Here is a 25,820-nt window from a genome sequence, read left to right as displayed (position 1 = left end):
ATGTCGGAAATATCACACGATACGAAAGATAGATTACAACTTATCAAAGATGCATTAGTATTGATTTACGGCGGAAGTGACGCCGTAAAAGCGTATGAAAAGATCCTTGATCTAATAGAGAAGTATAAAAACGTAGTTGAAGCAGAACCGTATACTTTAACTCAAAAAGATGTAATACTCATTACATACGGGAATCAGATATTTCATGAAGAGGAAACGGCTCTTGCTACATTAAAACGGTTTTTGGATGAGTATGTCGAGGATTATATAAATACTGTACATATTTTGCCGTTTTATCCGTACTCAAGCGATGACGGCTTCTCAATCGTTAATTATAAAGGGGTATCACCCCTGATGGGTTCTTGGAGAGATATTAAGGCTTTGAGTAAGGACCACAGATTAATGTTTGACGGAGTTATCAATCATATTAGTCATTTGAGTGAATGGTTTAATAAGTATCTTGCAAACCATCCAAATTACCTCGATTTTTTTATAGAGCTAGACCCATCAACCGATCTCTCTGCGGTAGTAAGACCTAGAACGATTCCGCTGCTTAGTGAATATACCGATGATGAGGGGAAAAAGAGAAGTATTTGGACAACCTTTAGTCGCGATCAGGTTGACCTTAACTATGCCAACTATAAAGTACTTATAAAAATTTTGGATGTGTTGTTGTTTTATGTACAACACGGTGCATCTCTTTTACGTCTTGATGCTATAGCGTTTATCTGGAAAGAGGTGGGAACAAAATGTGTCCATCTGCCTCAAACACATGCACTGATTCAGTTAATGAGACAGGTTGTGCATACTGTTGCTCCTGAGGTATTAATCATTACAGAAACCAATGTACCCCATGATGAAAATATCTCCTATTTCGGTGAGGGGGATGATGAGGCACAAATGGTATATAACTTTGCACTCCCTCCGCTTCTTGCATTTTCGATCTTAAAAGGGGATACGACAAAACTGACACGATGGGCTAAAGAGTTGAAACTGCCGAGTGATAAAGTGTGTTTCTTTAACTTTACGGCAAGTCATGACGGAGTGGGATTACGTGCCGTGAGTGATATACTTACTGAAGAGGAGGTAAACTTTTTAGTTGAATCCTGTTTGGCACATAACGGTTTAGTTTCCTACAGAGCGATGAATGGAAATGCAGATGAAAAAGCACCTTATGAATTAAACAGCAGTTATATAGACATATTGACACATCCAGATTCCGAACAGAGTCTGCGTGTTAAAAGGATGATGCTCTCTCAAGCAGTAACCCTTACAATGCCAGGAGTTCCAGGGATATATTTTCACTCATTAGTAGGATCTGAAAGTTACTTTGAGGGTGCAAAAAAGACGAGAAGAAACAGAGCTATCAACAGAGAGAAGCTAAATTTCGATAATGTAAAAGAGGAACTAGAAGATGAGAATGGTTTACGTAACAGTATTTTTAAAAGATATAAACAGCTGATCTCTATCCGTATCAATGAAAAGGCCTTTGACCCTTATGCGACATTTGAGACATTAGATTTAGGTCCTGAACTCTTTGCTATTAAACATTTTTCTAAAGATAAAAGTGAAGCTATTATCACGGTGTATAACTTTTCAGATCGTACAATAGAGATAGATATATCCGATCACTGTGATGCAAATCTTTTAGAGATTATTACACACAAACCGTGTACGGAGAAGATGCTTACTATTGAAGCGTATGGGATGTTATGGTTAAAACAGGTCTAGCTTACTCTCCGTAAGCTAAACTTGCCGCTCTTTCTTTATAAGACTGTAGCGGTTCATTGAGATCTAAGTGATTAGTAGATTGAGGTGTCGGATTTTCTAAAAACTTCTCAAGTTCTGCATGTCTGTTTTGTAAAATAGTTTCAAACTCTTGTTGTGTTGTTGGTTTATCGTCAACAAATTTATCAAGTAAAATATTTCCGTTTCCAAGTAAAACGAGATAACTTTGGTTTAGAAAGTCAAGCATTACAACGTTATTATTAGCGTCTAAGCTCTTTTGAAAACGGATAGAAATTTCATTATTTTGAAGAGCATTTTCGTCACTTACAGGAGCCGCAGTCGGTTGTTGCATTGCTACATCTTGTTTAAATAACCAAGAGTTTTGCTTTTGTTGTGTCGGTGTTTGTTTCGCTTGTATCTTGTTTTTTAGGTAAAAAAGAATAATAATACCAACTATTAAGATAGCGATCACTACATAGTAACTCATCGATAAATCATCACCCTGTTTTGTCGGTAATGCTGAAAGATCTGGTGAGGAAGATGTTGTAGTTTGCTGCGTTGTTTTTGCTGCAGTTTGTTCCGTAAAACGTAATCTAAGACCATAACCGTCAGATGTTTTTGAAGCTACAAGTTTCACAGAACTCGGTGTAATAGCAACGATCTGAGTATAGTCTGCAAGCGGTGTAATAGCCAGAGATTTGAGATATTTTGAATTTACTTTTTTGATCTTTGAAGATTCTATAGAAGCATCTGAAAGTTTTAGAATAGTTTTTGACTGTCCTCTACTTTGTTTAATAACTCCGGAGTAGGGTGTATCAAAAGTGATCATCACATCTGCACGGTCAGTTCTTTCGTAGATATTGTAACTGAGTATCTTAGAAGCATAAAGTGAAAAAGGGAGTAAAAATAGAAGTAAATATTTGATCATAATCTCTCTTTAGATAAGTAGTATAAAACAGCAGAGGAATCTAATACTTCATTGATACGAATAGCAAGGTTTTTCTCATATACCATAACCTCACCTTTTCCTAAAATACGACCGTTTACATAAGACTCGACACTCTCACCTGCAGGCTTTTTAAGATCGATGATCGAACCTTTTTCAAGTTTGAGAACTTCTCTAAGTGAAAGATCTGTTTCGCCGAGGTCGGCTATAAATTCCACTTCCATATCGAGAATTCCGGAATAGTCCATCCATGATAGGTCTTCTTTAAGGTTAAAATCTTTTTTAGGCATTGAATTCCTTAAGTGCTATTGTGATTTCATCATCGCCGACTTGAATAGTTTTTGCATCGTCATATTCAAGATCAAACTCCCCGATTTTTTCAAAATACGGTGTATTTATCGTATACGGATTTTGACTTTTTTCTTCAGCTATAACTTTAGCACTACCGATGATAAGGTTAGCAGTTTCTAATGTCATATCTGTCAGTGTCTCTTCATCACTCTCATCCTCTTCAAGAAAAAGTTTTGAAACTCTTTGCATAAAGCCTGAATCTGATGCGATGTATGCTCTGTATTTTTTCCCGTCTTGAGCATCTAAATCTATATAAGCAATAAGTGTTCTCTTTTTTGTAATACCATCTTTTACCCCGTGATCTGCACGAATCTGATGGATACAAAAATTTATTGCCGCTTCTTCAATAGTATTTAACATTTTTAACCGCCATTATTTATTATAGGGATGATTATACTTTATGCAAACACAAATGAAAATTAAATCGTATTAGAATTCGCTATAATTGCACTTATGATTGAATTATTGACAGTTGGGCTTCTTACAGGGTTTTTATCCGGTTTTTTTGGTATTGGCGGTGGGACTATTTTGGTTCCTTTGCTTTTAATGCTCGGAATCGATACAAAAACAGCGATCGGTATCTCTGTTGTACAGATGGTGTTTGGCTCGATCTTTGGAAGCTATATAAACCATAAAAAAGGTACCCTTGATGTCGCTATGATTACATACATAGGACTCGGTGGCTTTGTAGGGGCTTCACTTAGCGGTTTTATAACGGCAGCATTTAGTAACAAAACTTTAGAAGTTTTTTTCCTACTTTTTGCTACATTTGCACTTGTTAGATTGTTTATGCCAGTAAAAGAAGCCGCAGAACCAAAAGAGGTAAAAAGAGGTATTCTTTTTGTTATCGGGATATTCATAGGTATGATGAGCATCACTATCGGAGTTGGCGGTAGTATCATGCTTGTACCTATCTTGGTAGGATTCTTGCATGTAGAATTAAAACGTGCGATTTCTGCCGGTTTGTTCTTTGTCGTATTTTCTTCAATAGCAGGGTTGATATCCCATACGCTTGAAGGACATGTCGATTTTCAAAGAGGCATAATTATAGGTGTTATATCCCTGTTGGGTGTATATATAGGGATACATTTTAAAGATAAAATAGAAGTAACGCTGCAAAAAAAACTGATAGTTGTATTTTATATATTTGTAGTGGTTTATTTAATAAAGAGAGTGTTTATAAATGGGTAAAAAAGATGTTATCAAAATAACAGGTGCAAAAGAGAATAATCTTAAAAATATAGATTTAACAATTCCGAAAAATGAACTGATAGTTATGACAGGACTTAGTGGAAGCGGTAAATCTACACTTGCTTTTGATACTTTGTATGCCGAAGGGCAACGTCGTTATATGGAATCGTTATCATCATACGCAAGACAGTTCTTAGATAGAGTAGGTAAGCCGGATGTTGATAAAATAGAGGGGCTTACGCCTGCGATTGCGATCGACCAAAAAACAACCTCTAAAAATCCCCGTTCTACTGTTGGAACGATCACTGAAATATATGATTATTTTAGACTTTTATATGCACGTGTAGGGGTGCAGCATTGTCATAAATGTGGCAAAGTGATCTCTCAGATGTCGGCTTCAGATATCATCGCTGAAGTTGCAAAGCTCCCAGAGGGTGCAAAACTTGTGCTTCTTGCTCCTTTAGTTCGTGAAAATAAAGGTTCGTATGCAGATCTTATCGAATCATTGGTACATAAAGGGTATGTGCGTGCAATGATCGACGGTGTAATGGTCAGACTCGATGATGAGATCGAGCTTTCAAAAACGAAAAAACATACGATCAAAGTTGTTGTGGATCGTGTAGTTGTCAAAGCGGAAAACAAAGAGCGTATAGCATCATCGGTAGAAAAAGCACTTAAAGAGAGTTACGGTGAACTTGAGATAGATGTTTTAAACCATGAAGAGGTAGGATCTAAAGAGCATATCCACTATTCTGAGCACAACGCTTGTTTTGATTGTAAGATCAGTTTTGACCCGTTAGAGCCGCTTAGTTTCTCTTTTAACTCTCCAAAGGGTGCTTGTAGTGAATGTGACGGTTTAGGGCTTCGTTATACTTTAGATATAGAGAAGATCATCGATCAAGATTTAAGTATTGAAAAGGGTGCTGTAAAGATCGTATACGGCTTTAACAAAGGGTACTACTTTACATTTTTAAAAGGGTTCTGCGAAGCAAATGAGATCGATATCACCGTTCCATATTCTGAACTCGAAACACACCAGCAAAAAGCTATCTTGCACGGCAACATCGGTGAGGTAGAATTTTTATGGAAGAAACATAAAGTAAAACGTATCTGGCCGGGGATCATCCGTATCGCTTACGATATGTTCAAAGATGAGAAAGAGCTTAATGACTATATGAGTGAGAAGGTGTGTGACGTTTGTGGCGGACACAGACTTAAACCTGAATCTCTTGCAGTAAGAGTCGGTGAGAAAAAGATACCGGAACTTTTAGATATGCCGATCACAAAGACTTATGAGTGGTTTGTGGCAGAGGATAATTTTTCTTACATGGATAAGCAAAACGAGATGGTTGCAGCACCGATCTTAAATGAGATTCGTGAACGTCTTTTCTTTTTACACGATGTAGGGCTTGGCTATATTACACTCGGGCGTGATGCACGTACGATCTCTGGTGGTGAGGCACAGCGTATCCGTATCGCTTCTCAGATCGGCTCAGGTCTTACAGGTGTTATGTATGTACTTGATGAGCCGAGTATCGGTCTGCACGAGCGTGACACGTTAAAACTTATCAAAACGCTTCGTAACCTTCAGGAAAAAGGGAACAGCGTGATCGTAGTTGAACACGATAAAGAGACGATCGAGCATGCCGACTTTATCGTAGATATCGGTGAAGGTGCAGGAAAATTCGGTGGAAACGTCGTATTTAGCGGGACACTTAAAGAGTTGAAAAAAGCAAAAACGACAACAGCTGATTACCTTTTTGGAAGAAAAAAGATTGAGTATTTTTATCGTAGAGAACAAGATAAGTTCATTGAGATAAAAAATGTAACTCTGAACAATATTCAAGATCTAAGTGTAAAGATACCGCTTAACAACTTTGTATGTATTACGGGTGTAAGTGGAAGCGGAAAAAGTTCCCTTATTCTTCAAACACTTTTACCGACTGCAAGAGAATTACTCAACCATGCAAGAAAAGTAAATAAAGTAGCGGGTGTTGAGATCAATGGGCTTGAGAATGTCGACAAGGTGATCTACCTTGATCAAAGCCCTATCGGTAGAACTCCAAGATCAAACCCTGCAACATATACGGGTGTAATGGATGAGATCAGAAACCTGTTTGCACAAACAAAAGAGTCACAGATCAGAGGTTATACATCTTCAAGATTCTCTTTTAACGTAAAAGGCGGACGTTGTGAGAAGTGTCAGGGTGAGGGTGAGATCAAAATCGAGATGCACTTTTTACCGGACATCATGGTGAAGTGTGACAGTTGTCAGGGACAGAGATATAACCAACAAACGTTAGAAGTATTGTATAAAGGGAAAACGATATCTGATGTACTGAATATGGCGGTTGATGAAGCATTTGAGTTCTTTAAACCGATTCCAAAAATTCATCAGAAACTTAAAACACTTGTAGATGTCGGGCTTGGGTACATTACACTTGGACAAAATGCGGTTACACTCTCAGGCGGTGAAGCGCAACGTATTAAGCTCTCTAAAGAGTTAAGTAGAAAAGATACGGGAAAAACACTTTATATCTTGGATGAACCGACAACGGGTCTGCATTTCGCCGATGTTGACAGACTGACAGGCGTACTCCATAAGTTTGTTGAGCTGGGAAATAGTGTACTGATAATTGAGCATAACCTAGATATGGTTAAAAATGCCGACTATATTGTAGATATGGGACCTGAAGGTGGTTCAGGCGGTGGTGAGATTATCGATGTGGGAACACCTGAAGAGTTGGCTGCCAATTATGAAAAGTCAGGTTCATATACGGGTAAATATTTAGAAAAAGAGTTGCTTTTACACAAGTAGATGGTATAATGGTTTCTACAAGACTAAAATAGATGAGTAGAAATTATGAGTAACAGAGATGAAATATTAATCGTAGATGACGTCATTGAACACACGAAGAACATCATTGAACTACTAAGAGATAATGGATATGGATTCTCTTATGCATTAAACTCTCAAGATGCTGTAGAAGTTTTAAAAACAAAGCATTTTGATCTGATTTTAGTAGCTATGAGGATGTCGGAAATTGATGGTCTGGAGTTGTGTCAAATCATCAGACGTTCTCCGGAACTACAAGATATCCCGATAGTTTTAATGGTTGAAGAGGGTGACTTTGATGATCTCGACGAAGGGTTTGAACTTGGTTGTGTCGATTACATAAGAACTCCGGTTCACAGAAGTGAACTGAAGGTTAAAGTAAGACATCATACGGAATTTCACCGTTATAGAAAATCGTTAAAACTCTCTAGTACACAAAATCGTCTTTTATCGGAAACCGAAGATGCACAAAAAGAGATGGTCTACATCCTCTCAGCTATGGTAGAAGAAAATACTATAGAAGCAGTAGGGCACATTAGAAGAGTTGCCGATTTTGCTAAACAGCTTGCTATTTTAGACGGAACTCTAACGGAAGAACAGATCAAAATGGTTTATTTGGCTGCACCGCTGTACGATATCGGTAAGATCTTTATCGAAGATGCTATCGTCAACAAGCCGGATCAACTTACTACTTACGAGTTTGAGGTGATGCAAAAACATCCAAAACTTGCTTTAAACGTTTTAAAAAATTCAAGTAAAAAACTGATCAATGCTGCTGCAATCATTGCGTATGAGCATCATGAAAATTTTGACGGGAGTGGATACCCTAGAGGATTAAAGGGTGATGAGATCCACATCTATGCAAGAATAGTTTCTATAGTAAGTGTACTTGATGCTCTTTTAGAGAAAAAAATCTATAAAGAGGCTTGGTCTTTTGAAGATGCGGCGAAGTACATTTTAGATGAGAAAGGGAAAAAGTTTGATCCTAGACTCGTAAACCTTTTTGCAGAACATATAGAAGTATTTAAAGAGTTAATTGACGGAGAATAAATTTGGTAGATATTGATCTTCCTATTGTAATAATACTGGTATTTTTTATCGTATTTAGTGTGATAGTCGTTCTTACTTTTTTACATAGTGCTTCTAAGAAAGATAAAGAGATAGAGCGTTTAAAAAATGAGATATTCAGCTTACATTACGAAGACACACATTTAAAAAAAGAGTATGCGTCTAAAAAATCGTATGAGGGGATGGAGACTAGTTTAATCTCTGAACAACTTAAAAAGATTGAACATCTGGAAAATGAGCTTGACAAACAAAGATATAAAGTTGAAAATGCCAAGCAGGTAGCACAAGAAGCTGTAAAAGTAAAATACGATTTTCTCTCAAATGTAAAAGAGGACCTTAAATCTCCGGTAAAAACCATTATCGCATATGCTACGATTTTGTCTAAAGACCTGCAAAATGAAAAACTCAACTCTCACGCAAAAGATATCTTGACATCGGGTAATCAGCTTTTAGAGTTGATCGATAGCATGATGGCACTTTCAAAGATTGATGCAGGAAGTTACGATATTAATGAAAATGCCGTTGAACTCTCTTTTTTATTTAATACTATTGTAGACGGCTATAAAAATATTGCTGCGAAAAAAGGGTTACAATTAACTCTGGATATAGATAAAACACTTCCGGAGTCGTTAATCTTTGATGCAAGTAAAGTAAAGTTGATTGTTGATAATCTGCTAAGTAACAGTCTCCGTGCTACAAAAAAAGGGTATGTTAACATTTACGTAAAACCTAACGGTGCCAATATCGCTCACAATACAATCAATCTTCAAGTGATTGTTGAAGATAGCGGTACGGGGATAAAAAAAGAGGATCAGCCAAAACTGTTTGAGATGTTTGAAGCTGACGGTTTAGGACTCTCTCTTAATAAAAAAATTGCTAACTTGATGAATGGAGACCTTACGTTTTACAGTGAATACGGCAAAGGTGCTACGTTTATCTTGTCACTTACAGATATTGAGATCGTACTTCCAAGCGCAGACCATGAGAATCACGAACTAGAGATAAACTTTGCACAAATATCTCCTGAGGGCGCGAGTATTTTGGTGATTGACAGTGACCCTGATGCAGCGCAAACTATTATTGAGTCATTTTTAGAGAGTCATGTGCGAGTGCTTCATTTTGAGACTCCAAGAGATGCGATAGAGGAGCTTAAACGTTCAAAGTATGAGATGATACTTATAGATATAGAAGTGCTTACAAGTGATGAGAATGCAATCTCTAAAGTGATAGCAAAGATTAGTGATGCACCTGTTGTGACACTGACTCATTCAAGTGTTAAAGATGCTCATGTCAGCGAGAATGGCGCAAGAGTTGTAGGACACCTGAAAAAACCGCTTTCAAAACGTGAGTTGTTCAAGATCTCTTTAAAAGTATTAAATTTTCCGGATTTGTTAAAGAATAGTGTATAATTCGAAAAAAATTTAAAGGCTTAGATTATGTCAGTATATGCATTTGGACACAAAAATCCAGATAGTGACTCTATTGTAGGTGCAATTTCACTATCATACCTAAAAAACCAAGTAGAAGATGAAGAGTATATTCCAGCTCGTCAAGGTGATATTTCTGCGGAAACACAGTTTATTTTAGACACATTCGGTTATGCAGACAAAGTTCCTATGTTAAAAACTTCTGTTGCAGGTGAGAAAGTATTTATTATCGACTCAACAGATAAGCCACATTTTCAAGATGATATCGATGAAGCTACAATCGTAGGTATCGCTGATCACCACAAACTAGGAGACCTTATCACAGATGCTCCACTAGAAGCTTGGATCAGACCAATCGGTTGTTCAAACACGGTAATCTACGAGATGTACAAATCTTACGGTGTAGTACCACCAAAAGATATTGCAGGGATGATGATGCTTGCTATTTTAAGCGACACTGTAATTTTCCGTTCACCGACTTGTACAAAAGTAGATACAAAAGCTGTAAAAGAGTTAAGCGAGATTTGTGGTGTTGAAGACTACAAAAAAATGGCTATGGATATGTTCATTGCTAAATCTGCAGTTGACGGTGCATCTGCTCGTAACTTAAATACACGTGACTACAAAGAGTTCGACATGAACGGTACTAAAGTTGGTATCGGTCAGCTTGAAATGGTAGATATCTCTGTATTAGAGCCAAGAGAAGACGAGATTATGGAAGATATGCAAAAGATGAAAGAAGAGGGTGGTCTTCACACTGTTTTAATTCTTTTAACTGATATCATCAAAGAGGGTTCTAAACTTTTCGTAGTTTCTGATGATGCAAGCAAAATAGAAGCTGCATTTGACATTAAACTAGAAAACAACAAAGCTTGGTTAGACGGTGTTCTTAGCCGTAAGAAACAAGTAGTACCTTTCGTTCAACCTCAATTTAAATAATATATTAAAACGCTACTCTGTATAGAGGTAGCGTTTTATCTTCTTCGTAGGCGTTTTTACAAACGGTTCAATCTGCTCAATAAATTTTGTAATCTTAGAAAACGATGCCATCTGAGTATTTACTTTAATTCTCATATTTTCCAAATACTCTGTAATCTTTTGTTTAACAACATCATCAGGTGTATGGTTTGCTTCAAACATTTTGTCAATTAACTCATAGTCAAGATGAATTCTCGCGACAAGTTTTCCGTCCTGCTGCATAACAAGTGCATCTAGAACCGCTTCGTCTTGATTGATAATAGATTCGATCTGTTCTGGATAAATGTTCTCTCCGCTAGGTCCGAGAATCATGTTTTTACTTCTACCGCTTATAAAGAGATATCCATCTTCATCTATGTAGCCGAGATCACCTGTAAGAAAGTATCCATCTTCATCAAACACCTCTTTTGTTTTCTCTTCATCTTTATAATAACCTAGCATAACACTAGGAGATTTGGCAACTATTTCCCCTTCACCGTCAAACGGATGGGGATTTTTGATTTTCAGCTCAACACCCGGCATCGCAAGACCTGTAGAACCTATTTTACGCTCCATCCCCATTCGAGTTCCGGCAAGAAGCGGTGCAGTTTCAGTAAGACCGTAACCTACAAGGTAAGGAAATTCGGAGTCTATCAGAAACTCTTCTACATAACCTGCAAGAGGTGCTCCTCCTACTGCAAACATTCTGAGTCTTCCGCCAAAAGTCTCTAGCAGTTTTTTCCCTGCCAGTTTATGCAGTTGTTTACGCATAAACGGAACTTTATAGATATGTTTCAGAGCAAAAGAGTGGTGGAATTTTGCAAGAATTTTATTTTTAAATATCTTCTCAATGATCAGCGGTACAGAGAGTATCATTGTCGGGCGAACTACTTCAAAAGCTTTTAAGAGCACTGTCGGAGTAGGTGTTTTGTCAACATAAACTACGCTTGCACCGTGAACCATCGGAATTAACATCCCAACCGTACATTCAAATGTATGAGCCAAAGGCAAGATAGATAAGAAGATATCATCAGGTGTGATCTCAATGTTTTTGTATGAAGTAAGTGCATTTGTAACCAAGTTTTTGTGTGTAAGCATTACCCCTTTAGAGTGTCCCGTCGTACCAGAAGTGTATAAAATGGCAGCAATACCGTCTTCATCAGGTTTAGGTAACTCTTTTTTTGGAGAAAACTTTTGTTTTATCAACTCCATGTAAGAATGGTTTGTGAGATGATCGACAAGTTTTAGTGTATCGAGCTCTATAACAAATTTGATTTCAGAGTTTCCGAGATCTTCGATCGTCTGGAGATGTTTTTGAGATACAAAAACAGCTTTGGCTTCGGAGTGTCTGATGATATGATGAACATCTGATGGATTAAAGTCGGGTAAAATAGGAACTACAATAGCCCCGAAATATGTAATAGCAAGGTAGGCAACAGCCCAGTTTGGCATATTTTCACTAAGAAGTGCTACTTTATCACCTTTTGTGATCCCTCTTTCACTCAGCAGTGTTACCATCGCTTTTACTTTTTCATCAAGTTCGCGATATTTTAACGGCTGTTTTCCTACAAACGAGAGTACATCTTTTTGCCCGAAAAGTGTATTTGAGCGATCTAGCAGTGCTTTAAGTGTAAAATTTTCTAAGTTTTCATAAGGATAATTCATTTTTAATCTTTGTGCATATTTTTCAAGTATTATACAAAAAAATTATATTCAAGGAACCATAAATGAGATTTTAAAGAGCTTTTAGACGGTTTGTAGTATGATTAAGTATCAAAACTAAGCAAGTGGGGTGAGAATGCTTTTACTGATTACGATTTTATTGTTGATAATATTGCTTTCCCGTTTGACTGAAGAGATGACAAAAATTCCTGCAACTTTAGCAACCATTTTTTATGCCTTTGTCCTTTCACTCTATTTTCCCCAACTTTTTTCTGTCAGCAAGCAGGAGTTTAACGAGGTTCTTTATCTGATGCTTCCTGTTATTTTACTTCCAGATATTTTAAACATATCGGTCAAAGAGCTGAAAAAATATGCAAAAGAGATATTTTACCTTGCCGTGGTATCTGTTATTTTCTCCATAGCTATTGCCGTTTTTGTTACACCTTATTTGCTCCCTGAATATGGATTTACAATCGGGATGCTTGTTGCACTCTATGCAATGTTAATGGCTACCGATGCGATTACCGTAAGTGCCATTATGTCGAGGTTTACTCTGCCGAAGCGTTTAAAGATCTATGCGGAATCGGAATCTCTTTTTAATGACGTAACAGCCTTGATCCTCTACTATTTTATAGCCTTGCCGCTTTTGCAAGGGAACTCAGTTGATGTTCTTTCTATCAACTATACAGTCTTAAAAGTTTTAGTGCTTTCAAGTTTCATAGGTGGCGCAAGTGCATTGTTCGGTTTTTTAGCTCTGAAGATGTTGCGCAATCCATTTGATCAGTTCCTTGTTATCTATCTGATCGTCATAAGTTCTTTTTTGCTGGCCGAACATTTTCATATTGCAGGGATCTTATCGATCGTAGTTTCGGTAATAGTATTTAAAATTTTGGTAGAGCGTGAAAATAGGCTCCACCCTAAAACTTTTGAAATTACGAGCAAAGTAAAAACTTACGATGCCTTTATTGATCTTCTCAAACACATCCCTGCTATTACTAAACATGAGTTTCGAGAATATAAAAAAGAGGCGATGTTTCTGGGAATCTTTGCCAATGCAGTTGTCTTTATCGTTATAGCAAATATTATAAATTTGTCATTATTGAGTCATTATATCTACGAAATTCTCATTGTATTTTTCATCACAACCGTGATCCGTTTTGGGAGTTTGAGTGCATTGGTTGTTAGTTCAAAACTCCCTTTTTACTGGACGTATGCACTTACGCTCTCGGGGATGAAAGGTGCATTGGCCATTATTATGGTGCACTCTTTGCCGGAAAAGTTTGTATATTATGACCTTTTTACTGCTATTGTTGTAGGAAATGTACTTATTAGCACCTTTCTTTATACCTTTACTTTGATGTTTCATATCAAAAGATTTGCAAAACTCTATGAGGGTGATTCCTCAACCAATGGGACAAAAGATCAGCAACTCTCTGAACTTTCAAAAGATATAGTAGAGGTGCTTGAAAAAGATCCTGTCTCTCAAGCTTACAACCGCATCTTTATTGAGGATGTACTCTCACGTGAGATAGCGAGGGTACAGCGCTATAAAGTGGAGCTTTCTGTTATAGGATTGAAGTTTGACTTTGCTACGATTTCTGAGGAACAACAGAGATACTTTCTTCAAAAAGCGGGTGAAATCATCCAAAAAGGTATTCGTCAGAATGACTACTTTGGAAAAGTGGAAGAGGGTCATTTTATAGTTTTGGCGAGTAATACCTCGTTAGGTGGCGCACACCTTTTAGCCCAAAAGATAGCAGAGCAGTTTGTAAAAGCGCTTGACGGAGATATTAAATACCATTTTGGTGTTACGGAACTCAGTGAAACAGATAGCGTTGAAACTCTCTTTGAAAAGCTCAAAGATGCGATAAATAAAAGTATTCAAAACAAGCAGACAATTGAAATAGAAGTGTAAAGCTGACTTGTTCAAACTAACGAAAGAATAATGCAATAATTAAAGCATTTACAATGTATGATACAAAAAAATTATATATCCGGGCATAAAATTGAGCAGACGTAATAAAAACCGCAATCAACACAATCAAAACAGAGATACAGTAACATTTAAAGAGAAAGATTTTTTACCGACAACCAGAGCTGAAATGGAGGCTCGCGGATGGGATCAGTGTGATGTGATCTTGGTAAGCGGGGATGCATATATTGACTCTCCGTTTATCGGTGTAGCGATGGTTGGACGTATGCTTGAGCGTATGGGTTACCGTGTTGGTATGATTGGTCAGCCAGATATTAAAAGCGATGCAGATATTAAACGTCTTGGAGAGCCACGTCTGTACTGGGGAGTAAGCGGCGGAAGCGTTGACTCTATGGTTTCAAACTATACGGCAACTAAAAAGTTCCGTAACTCAGATGACTATACACCCGGCGGTGTAAACAACAAGCGTCCTGATCGTGCGACACTTGTATATACTAACTTAATTAGACGCTATTTTAAAAATACGGTACCTATCGTACTTGGCGGGATCGAAGCGTCACTGCGCCGTATTACGCATTACGATTACTGGCAAAATAAACTAAAAAAGCCTATTTTATTTGATTCAAAAGCGGATGTTATGATCTACGGTATGGGTGAAATAGCTCTAGAGCAGCTTACTCGTGCGATCGATGAGGGACGTGACTATAGAGATATACGCGGAATTTGTTATATCTCAAAAGAGCCTGTACACGATTACATTCAACTCCCGTCACACCAAGAGTGTTTAGACAATAAAGAGAAGTACATAGATATGTTCGATATCTTTTACGATAACAACGATCCGATCTCTGCAAACGGTCTGTGTGAAGAGGTTGACGGCAGATACTTGATCCAAACCCCTCCGTGTGACTACTTAAACGAAGAGGAGATGGATGCAAACTCGAAGCTTCCATTTACAAGAGAACTTCACCCGTACCATAGAAAAGATGGAAAAGTAAAATGTTTGGAGACTATCAAGTTCTCGATCATGACTCATCACGGTTGTTGGGGTGAGTGTAACTTCTGTGCGATTGGTGTGCATCAGGGCAGAACGATTAGAACACGTTCAGAAGAGAGCATCCTAGGTGAAGCGAAAGACTTTAACAAGTACAAAGACTACAAGGGAATTATCTCAGACGTAGGTGGTCCAACGGCAAATATGTACGGTTATGAGTGTAACAAGAAGTTAAAACTCGGAACATGTGCACACCAAAGATGTGTCGATGCAAACCACCTGTGTAGCTCTATGAAAGTAGACCACAGCCGAAACATTAACCTTTTACGTCAGGTAAGAGAGGTTGAGGGTGTAAGAAAAGCGTTCGTAGCTTCGGGTGTTAGATACGACCTTATCAATGCCGATAAAAAACACGGATATTCTTACCTAAAAGAGATGGTAAAACACCACATCTCGGGTCAGATGAAAGTTGCCCCTGAGCATACACAACAACGTGTACTTGAACTTATGGGAAAACCTGGTAAGCAGGAGCTGATCGACTTTAAAAAGATGTATGACAAGCTCAATGCAGAAGAGGGGAAGAAGCAGTTCTTAACGTACTATCTCATTGCAGCACACCCTGGTTGTACAGACAAAGATATGCATGAGCTAAAACGTTTTACGACAGATGAGTTACAGATGAACCCTGAACAAGCACAGGTATTTACACCGACTCCGGGGACATACTCAGCCGTAATGTACTACACGGAAATGGACCCGGTAACTCGTAAGAAGATCTTTGTGGAAAAAGACACAAAAAGAAAAGAGAAGCAAAAAGAGATCGTTGTTAAGAAAGACAATTTTAGATCGGGGTTTGCTTCGTAAGTTTTTAGATATATAAGTGCCCATAAGGAATGGATACATAGCGTCCGAGATAACGACTGTCGTGAGCAATAATTTCCCCGCTAAGGTAAATTATTGGTCCCTCGTACTTGTTATGTGTCTTCTGTACTCTGTAAGTTATATGATATTTTTCATTTTCAAAGCATCCATTACAATTTGCTTTCTATATTTAAGTTTATCTTTCGTTACGTCTGCATTTAATGCAAAAAACCAAACTCCATTTTTTGTTTCTACATAGCCAACATACCAACCAATTTTTCCAGAAAATCCAGTTTTTGCTTTTATAATATAATTTTCTGTTTGTTCAACTGTTAAGATTTTTTTGGTGATATCAATATATCGTTGCTTAAATGGTAATTCATTTTTATATAACTTTTTTAAAAATTCTATTTGCTCTACAGCTGATATTTTTATATCGCCATCTAACCAAAATGTTGTCACATTGGAACCTGTTTTGTGATTACCATAGTTTATATTTTTAAGATAAGTTAAATACTTATCATTGCCTATCTCTTGTGCAAATTTTTGATAACACCAAATACATGAAACTGAAATAGCACTTTGCAAAGTTTGGTCTTTGTTCCAAGAGCTATATGAGCGAACTTTTCCATCCCATTTTATAATTTCATTTTCATCTTTTATAACTTTTTCTTCTAAGGCAATAAGTGTATTTATTATTTTAAATGTTGAAGCAGGAATATAGCCTTTTACAGCTCTTTGATTATTGTATATATATTTTATATCATTATTTAATGCAGATATAACTATTGTACCTTTTAATTTACTTTTATCAAAAATACTTGCTAAATCGTTGTCTTGAGCAACTGCTAGACTTAATATGGTGCTAATTAGTAAAATTACTCTTTTAAAGTTCATTGTTTTCTTTCATATAACGTTTGTGGTGAGCGATAATTTTCCCATTAGGGTAAATTATTACGTTCCTAGTTTTTGTTAGCTTTAAAATCACAGTTCAAAAAATCATGATAATTTGCATGTATTATATGCGAGTATTGACTTTTATTTCTTTGAATTATTATTCTTTGTCCCGAAAAGGTAACATAGAACTTTGAATTTGACACAACAATGTATGGTAGAATGGAAGCAAACTCATGAGACCATTCTCTATTATTCTCACTTAGGAAGTTTCTTATTTGGTAAAACTTTTCTGTTTTTGATTTAATTGTACATTCTTTCACTGTTACATTTTTATCATAAGAATAAATTTTTATATTTAAATCCTCATCTTGAGGAAATTCAAAATGTACAGTTTCTGAGCATCCAATTAACAAAATAGCAAATAAAATAAATATTGTTATATATTTCATGTTCAGCCCGCGCCCCCGTTATCTCGGATGCGTAGCGTCCGAGATAACGTTTGAGTTGAGAAATATTTTAGCCGCAGGGTCAAATATTTCTCTCCAATTATTTGTTAGCAAGAGGCCTCCTGTCGAGTAAAAGGCAAGTATGCAGCTTGAAAACCATCTTCTAAAGTAAAAATCTTATATATTAGATTCTTTTCTTTATTAGTTATTACATTCTCAATTACGGGAATAAACTTGTTGTGGCCACAAAGATTATTTTTGTAATCATAGTCAGCAAGCGTTGCAGCAATTAGATCTGGTATTCTATTGAATGAGTCATACCATAGATTACCTGTCTGTTCAGGCAATCCGAAAACGAATTTTTCCAAATAATCTTCATCTTTTGATGACATTAGAACATGAAATAAATTATAAGCTAAGTCAAAGATCACTGGCATAGAGAACTTTCCGTTCTTGTGATTTAGCATAGAGTCTCTATCGGAAAACCAACCAATAATATCAATCTTTGACGAAATGCAAACTTGAAATGTTATATACGCAACCAAATTTGAGACTATTTCAATATTCCTTATATTTCTCAAGTTTGCCCCACTCTTTGAAACCTCATCAAGCATAATGTTATAGGCTTTTTTTAAGCGTAAATAGTTTTCTTTTTGGCCCTCATTTTCTATCCAACAATCTACTTGATTGAGAGCCGTTTTGTAGCACGTTTTTAGAGCCTCGCGCTCACTAAACGGATCCAGTACCATATTTTTATCTAAGATTACCGATATATTCAAAATCTCACTTTTGTTGATAAATTTTAAAAACTCTGCATTTACCCTTTTTAATTTTTTTATATCTTTGAAGGATAATGTATTTATTTGATCTCCAAGCTTATCAAAATCACTTACATACGGAAGGATGGAAAATGTTATTACATCATTTGGCTTATTCTTATCATTGAGTACGTAGTCACTAAAAATCATCCATTTTGATATATCTCCATTCTTTTTGAAGAAGTCAGAAAATAAGACATAGCTAGATTTATTAAAAGTCTCATCGAAATGACTTAAAAAATTATGTATCACAATTCCAGCTTTGGATTCGCCATGGTGAACTTTTCCATGCTCTTCAGTTACTACTTTCATATCTGCTTTTCCTGCGTGATCTTAGCTTGCTAACTATTTATTCAATCACATTATATGTAAAATAACTTTAAATCACATAAATAACTTACATATTATTTGTGTGTTAAAAAGCTAAATTTTGTTCAATGTATGTCAATTTGTTATATTTTTGATGAAAAAGAGAAAAATTCCATAGAATTATTAAAGTTTGAGTGTTCGTTTAATACTGTATATTCAAATTAAATCACATTTTGTAAGTTAATTCGCAAATATTTTACATAACTTACAAAATGTTACTTAAGCGAAGGATTAAAAATGAAAGTTAAAAAAAGCTATTGGATTTAGTTCGGGATAAGATTAGGTTTAAACATTACAGTTATTCAACTGAAAGAACTTATGTGCATTGGATAAAGCACTATATATTTTTTCATAATAAAAAGCATCCCGTTGAGATGGGAAAGTATGAGATAGAGACCTTTTTAACTAAGTTAGCTACAAAAGACAAAGTTTCACCAACTACGAAGAACCAAGCTTTTAGTGCTTTGTTGTTTTTATATAAAGAAGTTCTAGGTGTTGATATGTCTCAGTGGAACATTCAGGCACTAAGAGCACAGGAAAGAAAGCATATACCTGTTGTTTTGACAAAAGAGGAGGTTAAAAGTGTATTGCAAAATATACCGATGGAGTATAGTTTAGTTGTTCACTTGATGTATGGTTGTGGACTTAGAATGTTGGGTTTGATAAGATATATGTTTGGGATTCAAAGTCGTTAAAAGACAGGACAATTCCATTACCTTTAAAATTAAAGCAACAGCTTATTTCTCAAATTGAGTTAGTTACAAATCTTCATAAACAAGATTTAGATAATGGTTATGGAAGTGTTTATATACCATATGCACTAGAGAGAAAATATCCAAAATCAAAATTTGAAACAAAATGGCAGTTTTTATTTCCTATGAAAAATATATCTACTGATCCAAGAACTAAAGAACAAAGACGCCATCATATACATCCACAAACATTAGGAAGAAATATAAAAGTAGCATCTCAAAAAGCAAATCTAAACAAAAGGGTAACTTCACATATTTTTAGACACTCTTATGCAACGCATCTACTTCAAGCGGGAATAGATTTAAGAAGTATACAAGAGCTGCTTGGGCATAAAAGTGTTGAAACGACGATGATATATACTCACGTCGTTGCAGAGATGAACAAGTCCAAGGTTGTTAGTCCAAAAATTATTAATCAAGGATTATTTCCTCTTTAAAAGAGACAATATGCGCATCAAGGTTTAGTTTCTCTTTGAGTGTCTCTTTAAAGGCTGTTTGGCTCTCTAGTTCCCCATGTACCAAAAATACTTTTTTTAGATTCTTGATATCAGCGATCCATTCTAAAATCCCGTCTCTATCTGCATGAGCAGAAAAGCCGTTGATCGTATGAACGGATGCTTGGACTATTATGTCTTCCCCTAAAACATTGATCCATTGTGCTCCGTCAACTATCTCACGTCCAAGAGTCCTTTCTGCCTGGAAGCCTACAAAAATAATTGCATTGTTTTTGTCCCAGATCCTGTGTTTAAAGTGGTGTACGATCCTACCACCGTTACACATACCTGCACCTGCGATTATAATGGCACGACTTTTGACGTCATTAATGCTTTTTGATGCTTCAGGCGTTTCTGTATATGAAAGGAGATCAAAATTAAAAACACTGCCGTTTTCTTTGATGTTTTCCTGACACTTTGGTATTAATTCTCTGGCAAATTGTTTATAGACCTGAGTTGCGCGTGTAGCCATCGGTGAGTCTAAAAATACTTTACACTTTGGCAGTTCACCTTTTTCATACATATCTCTTAATATACATAAGAGTTCCTGTGTGCGTTCTAAGGCAAAAGAGGGGATTAAAACATTTCCGCCTCTGTCTAAAGTTGCCAAAAGAGTCTCTTTAAACTCCTGTATTGTCGCTTCTATGGGCTGATGATCCCTCTCTCCGTAGGTTGTCTCAACATAAAGTGCATCTGTTTTTTTGCACTTTGCCAAGTGGGGGAGGACTAAGTCGTTGTTGTTCCCGATATCTCCCGAGAAAACTATAGAGCGGGAATCGTTATCTTCCATGTATGAGATCTCTATAAAAGCAGAACCTAAAATATGCCCGGCATTACGGTAGACAAAACTGATCCCTTCACACAGATCGTAGTATTGGTCATATTCAGGGTTCACCCATTCGACCATCTCAAATGTTTCTTGAACGTCAATAGGATCATACAAAGGCTTGTCAATCTTTTTGCTTTGACCTCTACGTTGCGCTTTTCTGTAGCGTGTTTGAAAATCTTCACTCATGATCTTAGCACTGTCTATAAGGATAATCTCCGCTAACTCCATAGTTGCGGCAGTTGCGTAGATCTTTCCGGTAAATCCCTCTTTTACAAGTTTAGGGATACGCCCGATATGGTCAAGGTGTGCGTGGGTAATTAAAATGTAGTCTATAGTGGAAGGTTCAAAATAAAAAGAATCTTTGTTTTTCTCTTCCTCTTCCCCCTGAAACATCCCGCAGTCTATCATGATTTTTACATCATCAATCTCAAGAACATGGCATGAACCAGTCACCTCTTTTGTAGCACCGTACGATCTTACCACTGCCATTGCAGATCCTTTATATATGATTTACTATATAGATTATACGCCCTCAATTCTTAAATTTGCAAAAGCCTATTGATAAGTTAGTTAAACAAGCGAAGAAATTTGTTATTTAAACTCTTTTTTTCTTAGATATAAGAGCCTTAACAAGAGCATCTCTTACAGTAGTAAATTTACTATCAACTTGAGAAAGAACTTGTTCTTGGTTTTTTTTATGTCTTACAAGAGAATCCATTTTAGATTTTAAAGTTATATATTTTTTGATTACATTTGCTTGAACAATCTTACTATTAAGCATTTCAATTTCTTTGTTAAGTTTTTTTATTTCTAATAATAAACTATTTTTTTCCCTGTTTTTTTGTAAACGTAAGGTTGTATTAGGTATTTTTTCAATGGAGTCATAACGTGATTTTAATTTTTTTGTTTTTGTACCTATTTTAACTTTAATATTTTCAATAGAGTTTAAAATATTAGTATTAAATGCTACGGGACTTTTATGTCCAATATAAAGCTTTTTAAGCTCAAGTGAAACTTTGTCTATCTCTTTTTGTAGTTCAACTATAGTGTGGTTTGCTTTAAAATATACCTTTATAATAGGTAAAATGGAAACTATTTTTAAGGTATTACCATTTTCAACTTCAATTGATGGAACCTTGTACTTGATACCGTCTAAAACAATAATTCCAGAAGTATAATAGTTTAAAAACTCAATTATTGAATTGTTAGATAAACTGACCGCTTCTAGTAATAAGTCTGCAATATGCTCAAATACAGTCTTAAAGTTTTGTCTAAAAAGATAACCTGAGAAACCTGTAAAGAATCCATCACTATTATCATAAAGCTTTACCAGATGTTCTAAAACTATGTTTTGAATATATTTAAACACGTTCTTTTCATAGTCAATATTATTAATTTTATTAGTATGGAAATAATTTTGAACAAACTCTTGGGAGATCATTAAAAAGAAGTCTTTACGCTCCTCATCTAAAAAGAACTCTTTATGAAATTCTTCTAATTCCTCTTCACTAATTCCGTTATACCGTTCGGCTCGTGTTCCTGTTTCTTGTTTGGTAATCTTCTTTCGTTTTTCCTCTTTTACAATTTTTATAAAAATAAACCCTTTTTTATAAAAAATAAGATCACTTTGTTTTAGCTCAAGATATTCTTTTAAAGTTGATTCAATTAAATTTTTATTTTTCGATAAAGAATATAATTTTAAAACAAGTGATTTATCGATTAAAAATTGATCCTGCTTATTATGATAGTTTTCTATTATAAGATCTTTATTTTTTTCAAGAAGATCTAATAAGCTACTAATATTTGTATCTATATTTACGTCCTTAGTAATTATTCGTTAATGATTATAGTTAAAATAGAATTATACTTCAGATATTAATTAACTATTTCATAAATGTCTTATTTTAAGTTTTATGCGTTAATTCAGTAAGCCTTCATCCAATAAAATTTCATGAAAACGTTCAGCCATCACTTTATAACCTTGATCGTTAGGGTGAATCCTGTCACTTTTTAGTTGGTTTGTCCCTAAAACATCACTTAGTACGTTTTTGGCAAACATAAGTTCATACTCATCTGCAAGAACTTCATATTGTGGCAGTGGAGAGAAGCCTAATAAACCAAAATTAGGAACAGCGACAAGCAGTACTTCAGCACCGTTGTTTTGAATTAGAATTATCATTTGACGAAGGTTCTCTTGTAGTTGGTGCATCGATTTTTTTCGCAACAGATCATTACCCCCGTGACAAAGTATGACCACTTGAGGCTTATACTGTTGAAGCAACTCTGGAAGCCGCTTTAAACCATCAGCAGAAACTTCTCCAGATATACCGGCGTTAATAACCTTTATGCCACTAAGACGTTGAAGTTGTGAAGGGTAGTCTTTACCTTTAGATGCTCCATATCCAGCGGTCAAGCTGTCACCAAAAGCAAGGATAATCGATTCTTTTGATAAAGGTTGTTTATCTGTATCATCTCCGCTTTTCACAAAGATCATCAGTATTGTTAGAAGCACTAATGGAAAAAAGAGAAGACGGATAATATTCATGTGATTTTAGAACCCTTTTTAATTGTATGAATAGACTGTTACCAATTTTATCCCAAAATGGATTATATAAGAATTAGTTGTTCTGCAGTTATTTCTTAATAATCCAGCTATAATTCCATATTCGTTTATCTCACTTGTAGAGATATTTTTTAAGGACATCCATGTTATCTTCCATTACCATTAAGCGCAACAATCACTGGCTATATCACTCTGAACCTTCACGCAAGCAAGAGATGCTGACACAGCTCATTTCACATTATGCCGATAAGTCTATTCTTATTGCAGTGTCACAGCAGGAGAACCTCTCGCTAGAAGAGGTTGAAAATATTACCGTCATGACCGATGATGAAATAATGGACGTAGATGCACAACAGTTTGATCTCATCATCCATGCTAATCTTCCTGAAAAACCATTGCAGTACATTAAGCGTTTGTCATGTGCTAAAGAGCTTTCTATTGGATTGCTGCTTGCAGAGGAATCACAGCTGCTTTACCAGATCGAAACAATGTTAGGTCGGACTATCCCGCAAAAATATTTAGAGGGGTTTGAGCCTGTTAAAACAGTTGAAGAAGAGTTTCCAAAGCGAACTGAACGTACTTTCAAAAACCACTCGGAACGTGATCAAAAACCACGCTATGAAAAGAAAAAATTTGGCAAATCGTCAGATCCCACCAAGCGTCGTCAGCGTAATCATCATAAAGACGGAACGGTCCGCACCGAAGAAGAACGTGCAGAGTATCAGTCTCGCCGTGCCGAATCTGCAAAGAGATACAAATCCGACTATGACAAAAAATCTTCGGATGAGAAAGGCAGCAGAAAACCTTTTGGCGATAAGAAAAAGTATGATAATAAAGAACGTTCTGAGAGTGAGCATAAAAAAAGAAAGCCGTTTGATAAAAAACGTGACTTTGACAGCAAGAAGAACGATCGTAATTCCGACAATAAATTTGCACAACCAAAGAGAAAGCCACGTACGTTCATGATAAAAGCCTCGAAAAAAGATGGTGAAAAATAAGAATGGACGGAAAAAGAAGAGCAGATATAAAATCAGGTTGTAATGTCAGTATTGTTTTAAAGCAGGACCAAAGAAGTGGTAAATTGACAGAAGGAGTTGTAAAAGATATCCTTACAAATTCTGCGACACACCCACATGGCATCAAAGTAAGATTAACCAGTGGACATATTGGAAGAGTTAAAATAATTCATTCATAAAGTTTTTTATTCTTAGTTTGGATTAACTAGCTTTTTTATATTGCGAGGAAGGTGTGCAAAAGGAAACTCTTGTATACCTTGTTTAATATTGTCTTCAAAAATCATCACATCCAATGTCATTTTTGCAGGGTAAAAGCGGATCACTTCGAAATCTCTGTTTTCAAGACTGAAAGTTATATTCTGATTTTTAAGTTCTACACTTTTTTGTTTTTTCTTTGCCATCTTTTATACCATTATGAAATTGTAAATTATACAAATTTAATCTATTGAGATAATTTTACTATATTTTTGCATCTATTTTCCACATTTGAAATACTTTACTGTTTTTATGTAGACTTGCTACAATATGTCATGTTAGAACTCAATATCAAGGAGTTGGAATGTCAATTACAGTTCAAGAGAGAGCAGTTGGAGCGATAATAGGAGCATTTATTGGTGATGCATTAGCTTTAGGACCTCATTGGTATTATGATCTAGAGCAACTCCATCAAGATTATGGAGAATGGATAGATTACTATACTGAACCTAAAAAAGGGAGATATCATGAAAATGAAAAAGCAGGTAATTTCTCTCAATCAGGCTATATACTAAAATTAATGATTCGCTCCATCATAGATCAAGGTGGATATGATCAAAAAGACTTTTGTAAAAAACTCGATGAAGATCTTCTTTCTAAAATAGATGGCACTCCTATTAGTGGTCCTGGAGGATATACATCTCAATCTATTAGAGAAATATACAGACAAAGGATTGAACAAAAGTTATCTTGGGATGAGGTTGGAAGTAGAGCAGATACTACTGAGGCAATTGAGCGGACATTAGCTTTAGCTGTACGATATGCTTTTGAGCCAAAAGAGCTTGCAAGATCAATTTCGAACAACACTTTTTTGACACAGGTCGATGATATAGTAGGATCTATTACAGTAGCCTACGGAGCAATTTTAGCACAGCTAATACAAGGAGAAAAGCTTGATAAAGATATCTCTACTAAACTAATGAGATTAGTAAAAAGTGGTGACCTTCCTTTTCATACTGTAACATCAAATAATCTACAGCCTCCTAAAACAGGAAGTAAAGACCCTTCCAATATTGGACTATTTGCATCTCCGGATGCTTTGCTTACTCCCTCTTGTATAGCACAAGCTGCAAATGATCCCGATATTACTATAGAGCCTGCATGGAAAGCATCTCTTGTGTATGGGATGCCTTGCGCTATATATCATATTGTACCTGCAAGTTATTATCTTGCATCTAGATTTCAAAATGATTTTGAATCTGCTATTTTACATGCTCTAAATGGCGGTGGTCAAAACCAAGCAAGATCAATTTTGACGGGTGCATTAGTTGGTGCTCAAGTGGGTATAAACGGTATTCCAAAAAAATTTATTGATGGTTTGAATGAGAAAGAAGAAGTATTAGCACTATCAAGCAAATTAGCTTTGTTAATTTAGTGTAGTTTATCTCTACATATTTTTCCTCAGAGCCCTTTAAGTGAAAAAAAAC

At 35.9% G+C, this 25,820-nt stretch carries 24 protein-coding genes; 13 read left to right on the top strand and 11 right to left on the bottom strand.

The window, feature by feature from the left end; genetic code table 11:
• Positions 1-1,731, top strand: a complete 1,731-nt coding sequence (locus tag QWY88_RS03330; protein ID WP_304544039.1) for a sugar phosphorylase — start codon at positions 1-3, stop codon at positions 1,729-1,731.
• Position 1,732: 1 nt separating this feature from the next.
• Here the strand turns inward: QWY88_RS03330 and QWY88_RS03325 are convergent, their stop codons facing one another.
• The 3 genes from QWY88_RS03325 to QWY88_RS03315 are packed head-to-tail and all read right to left on the bottom strand — an operon-like array spanning position 1,733 to position 3,385.
• Complete coding sequence (locus tag QWY88_RS03325; protein WP_304544037.1) at positions 1,733-2,656, bottom strand: hypothetical protein; 924 nt, start codon at positions 2,654-2,656, stop codon at positions 1,733-1,735.
• On the bottom strand, positions 2,653-2,964 hold the full coding sequence (gene fliN / locus QWY88_RS03320) for a flagellar motor switch protein FliN (RefSeq protein ID WP_304544035.1): 312 nt from the start codon (positions 2,962-2,964) through the stop codon (positions 2,653-2,655). The genes QWY88_RS03325 and fliN overlap by 4 nt, the downstream gene beginning before the upstream one ends.
• Positions 2,957-3,385, bottom strand: coding sequence for a chemotaxis protein CheX (locus tag QWY88_RS03315; RefSeq protein ID WP_304544033.1), 429 nt, complete (start codon positions 3,383-3,385; stop codon positions 2,957-2,959). Before QWY88_RS03315 ends, fliN begins: the two co-directional genes overlap by 8 nt.
• A gap of 93 nt (positions 3,386-3,478) precedes the next feature.
• Here QWY88_RS03315 and QWY88_RS03310 point away from each other — a divergent pair, with 93 nt between their 5' ends.
• Genes QWY88_RS03310 through QWY88_RS03290 form a run of 5 tightly spaced genes read left to right on the top strand, consistent with a single transcriptional unit; the run spans position 3,479 to position 10,486 of the window.
• Complete coding sequence (locus QWY88_RS03310) at positions 3,479-4,216, top strand: sulfite exporter TauE/SafE family protein (RefSeq protein WP_304544030.1); 738 nt, start codon at positions 3,479-3,481, stop codon at positions 4,214-4,216.
• Complete coding sequence (uvrA, locus tag QWY88_RS03305) at positions 4,209-7,034, top strand: excinuclease ABC subunit UvrA (protein ID WP_304544028.1); 2,826 nt, start codon at positions 4,209-4,211, stop codon at positions 7,032-7,034. Before QWY88_RS03310 ends, uvrA begins: the two co-directional genes overlap by 8 nt.
• Positions 7,035-7,079: 45 nt before the next feature.
• A complete protein-coding gene (locus QWY88_RS03300) occupies positions 7,080-8,102 on the top strand; it encodes an HD-GYP domain-containing protein (protein ID WP_304544026.1) in 1,023 nt (340 codons plus the stop codon).
• Positions 8,103-8,104: 2 nt separating this feature from the next.
• Entirely contained in the window at positions 8,105-9,529 is a 1,425-nt protein-coding gene (locus QWY88_RS03295) for an ATP-binding response regulator (protein ID WP_304544024.1), read from the top strand.
• A 27-nt stretch (positions 9,530-9,556) separates the two neighbouring features.
• Positions 9,557-10,486: a manganese-dependent inorganic pyrophosphatase gene (locus QWY88_RS03290; RefSeq protein WP_304544022.1), complete on the top strand. Its 930-nt coding sequence runs from the start codon at positions 9,557-9,559 to the stop codon at positions 10,484-10,486.
• Positions 10,487-10,498: 12 nt separating this feature from the next.
• Here QWY88_RS03290 and QWY88_RS03285 read toward each other — a convergent pair whose 3' ends face one another.
• Positions 10,499-12,169: an AMP-binding protein gene (locus QWY88_RS03285; RefSeq protein ID WP_304544020.1), complete on the bottom strand. Its 1,671-nt coding sequence runs from the start codon at positions 12,167-12,169 to the stop codon at positions 10,499-10,501.
• Positions 12,170-12,302: 133 nt separating this feature from the next.
• On the opposite strand from QWY88_RS03285, the gene QWY88_RS03280 reads away from it, so the two are divergent.
• Both QWY88_RS03280 and QWY88_RS03275 read left to right on the top strand, forming a co-directional pair.
• The gene (locus QWY88_RS03280; RefSeq protein WP_304544016.1) at positions 12,303-14,081 is read left to right on the top strand and encodes a cation:proton antiporter domain-containing protein; all 1,779 of its coding nucleotides are present in this window, start codon (positions 12,303-12,305) and stop codon (positions 14,079-14,081) included.
• A gap of 91 nt (positions 14,082-14,172) precedes the next feature.
• Positions 14,173-15,957: a YgiQ family radical SAM protein gene (locus QWY88_RS03275; RefSeq protein ID WP_304544014.1), complete on the top strand. Its 1,785-nt coding sequence runs from the start codon at positions 14,173-14,175 to the stop codon at positions 15,955-15,957.
• 135 nt (positions 15,958-16,092) lie between these two features.
• Here QWY88_RS03275 and blaOXA read toward each other — a convergent pair whose 3' ends face one another.
• The 3 genes from blaOXA to QWY88_RS03260 form a co-directional block, all read right to left on the bottom strand.
• Positions 16,093-16,851: a class D beta-lactamase gene (blaOXA, locus tag QWY88_RS03270; protein WP_304544012.1), complete on the bottom strand. Its 759-nt coding sequence runs from the start codon at positions 16,849-16,851 to the stop codon at positions 16,093-16,095.
• A 65-nt stretch (positions 16,852-16,916) separates the two neighbouring features.
• Positions 16,917-17,300, bottom strand: coding sequence for a hypothetical protein (locus QWY88_RS03265; protein WP_304544010.1), 384 nt, complete (start codon positions 17,298-17,300; stop codon positions 16,917-16,919).
• Positions 17,301-17,404: 104 nt separating this feature from the next.
• Positions 17,405-18,427 (bottom strand): hypothetical protein, encoded by a 1,023-nt coding sequence (locus QWY88_RS03260; protein WP_304544008.1) that lies wholly within the window; start codon positions 18,425-18,427, stop codon positions 17,405-17,407.
• 314 nt (positions 18,428-18,741) lie between these two features.
• On the opposite strand from QWY88_RS03260, the gene QWY88_RS03255 reads away from it, so the two are divergent.
• Positions 18,742-19,179: a phage integrase N-terminal SAM-like domain-containing protein gene (locus QWY88_RS03255; RefSeq protein WP_304544006.1), complete on the top strand. Its 438-nt coding sequence runs from the start codon at positions 18,742-18,744 to the stop codon at positions 19,177-19,179.
• On the top strand, positions 19,152-19,673 hold the full coding sequence (locus tag QWY88_RS03250; RefSeq protein ID WP_369811211.1) for a tyrosine-type recombinase/integrase: 522 nt from the start codon (positions 19,152-19,154) through the stop codon (positions 19,671-19,673). Before QWY88_RS03255 ends, QWY88_RS03250 begins: the two co-directional genes overlap by 28 nt.
• Here the strand turns inward: QWY88_RS03250 and QWY88_RS03245 are convergent.
• The 3 genes from QWY88_RS03245 to QWY88_RS03235 form a co-directional block, all read right to left on the bottom strand.
• Positions 19,648-21,048: an MBL fold metallo-hydrolase RNA specificity domain-containing protein gene (locus tag QWY88_RS03245; RefSeq protein WP_304544004.1), complete on the bottom strand. Its 1,401-nt coding sequence runs from the start codon at positions 21,046-21,048 to the stop codon at positions 19,648-19,650. The two genes, QWY88_RS03250 and QWY88_RS03245, sit on opposite strands and share 26 nt — an antisense overlap.
• A 106-nt stretch (positions 21,049-21,154) precedes the next feature.
• On the bottom strand, positions 21,155-22,000 hold the full coding sequence (locus QWY88_RS03240; protein ID WP_304544002.1) for a hypothetical protein: 846 nt from the start codon (positions 21,998-22,000) through the stop codon (positions 21,155-21,157).
• Between the two features lie 477 nt (positions 22,001-22,477).
• Positions 22,478-23,104 (bottom strand): arylesterase, encoded by a 627-nt coding sequence (locus tag QWY88_RS03235; protein WP_304544000.1) that lies wholly within the window; start codon positions 23,102-23,104, stop codon positions 22,478-22,480.
• 161 nt (positions 23,105-23,265) lie between these two features.
• Between QWY88_RS03235 and QWY88_RS03230 the strand changes: the two genes are divergently transcribed.
• Together QWY88_RS03230 and QWY88_RS03225 are read left to right on the top strand one after the other, a co-directional pair.
• Complete coding sequence (locus QWY88_RS03230) at positions 23,266-24,120, top strand: hypothetical protein (protein WP_304543998.1); 855 nt, start codon at positions 23,266-23,268, stop codon at positions 24,118-24,120.
• A gap of 2 nt (positions 24,121-24,122) precedes the next feature.
• Complete coding sequence (locus tag QWY88_RS03225; protein WP_193112704.1) at positions 24,123-24,317, top strand: YwbE family protein; 195 nt, start codon at positions 24,123-24,125, stop codon at positions 24,315-24,317.
• A 12-nt stretch (positions 24,318-24,329) separates the two neighbouring features.
• Here QWY88_RS03225 and QWY88_RS03220 read toward each other — a convergent pair whose 3' ends face one another.
• Positions 24,330-24,539 carry a hypothetical protein gene (locus QWY88_RS03220; protein WP_304543995.1) on the bottom strand — a complete coding sequence of 70 codons (210 nt, stop codon included), beginning with the start codon at positions 24,537-24,539 and terminating at the stop codon, positions 24,330-24,332.
• A 158-nt stretch (positions 24,540-24,697) separates the two neighbouring features.
• On the opposite strand from QWY88_RS03220, the gene QWY88_RS03215 reads away from it, so the two are divergent.
• A complete protein-coding gene (locus QWY88_RS03215; RefSeq protein ID WP_304543993.1) occupies positions 24,698-25,768 on the top strand; it encodes an ADP-ribosylglycohydrolase family protein in 1,071 nt (356 codons plus the stop codon).
• The last annotated feature ends 52 nt before the right edge of the window (positions 25,769-25,820 follow it).

It is taken from the genome of Sulfurimonas sp. hsl 1-7 (assembly GCF_030577135.1).
In the GTDB taxonomy this organism is placed as follows: domain Bacteria; phylum Campylobacterota; class Campylobacteria; order Campylobacterales; family Sulfurimonadaceae; genus Sulfurimonas; species Sulfurimonas microaerophilus.
This window is presented reverse-complemented; position numbering and strand designations above follow the sequence as displayed.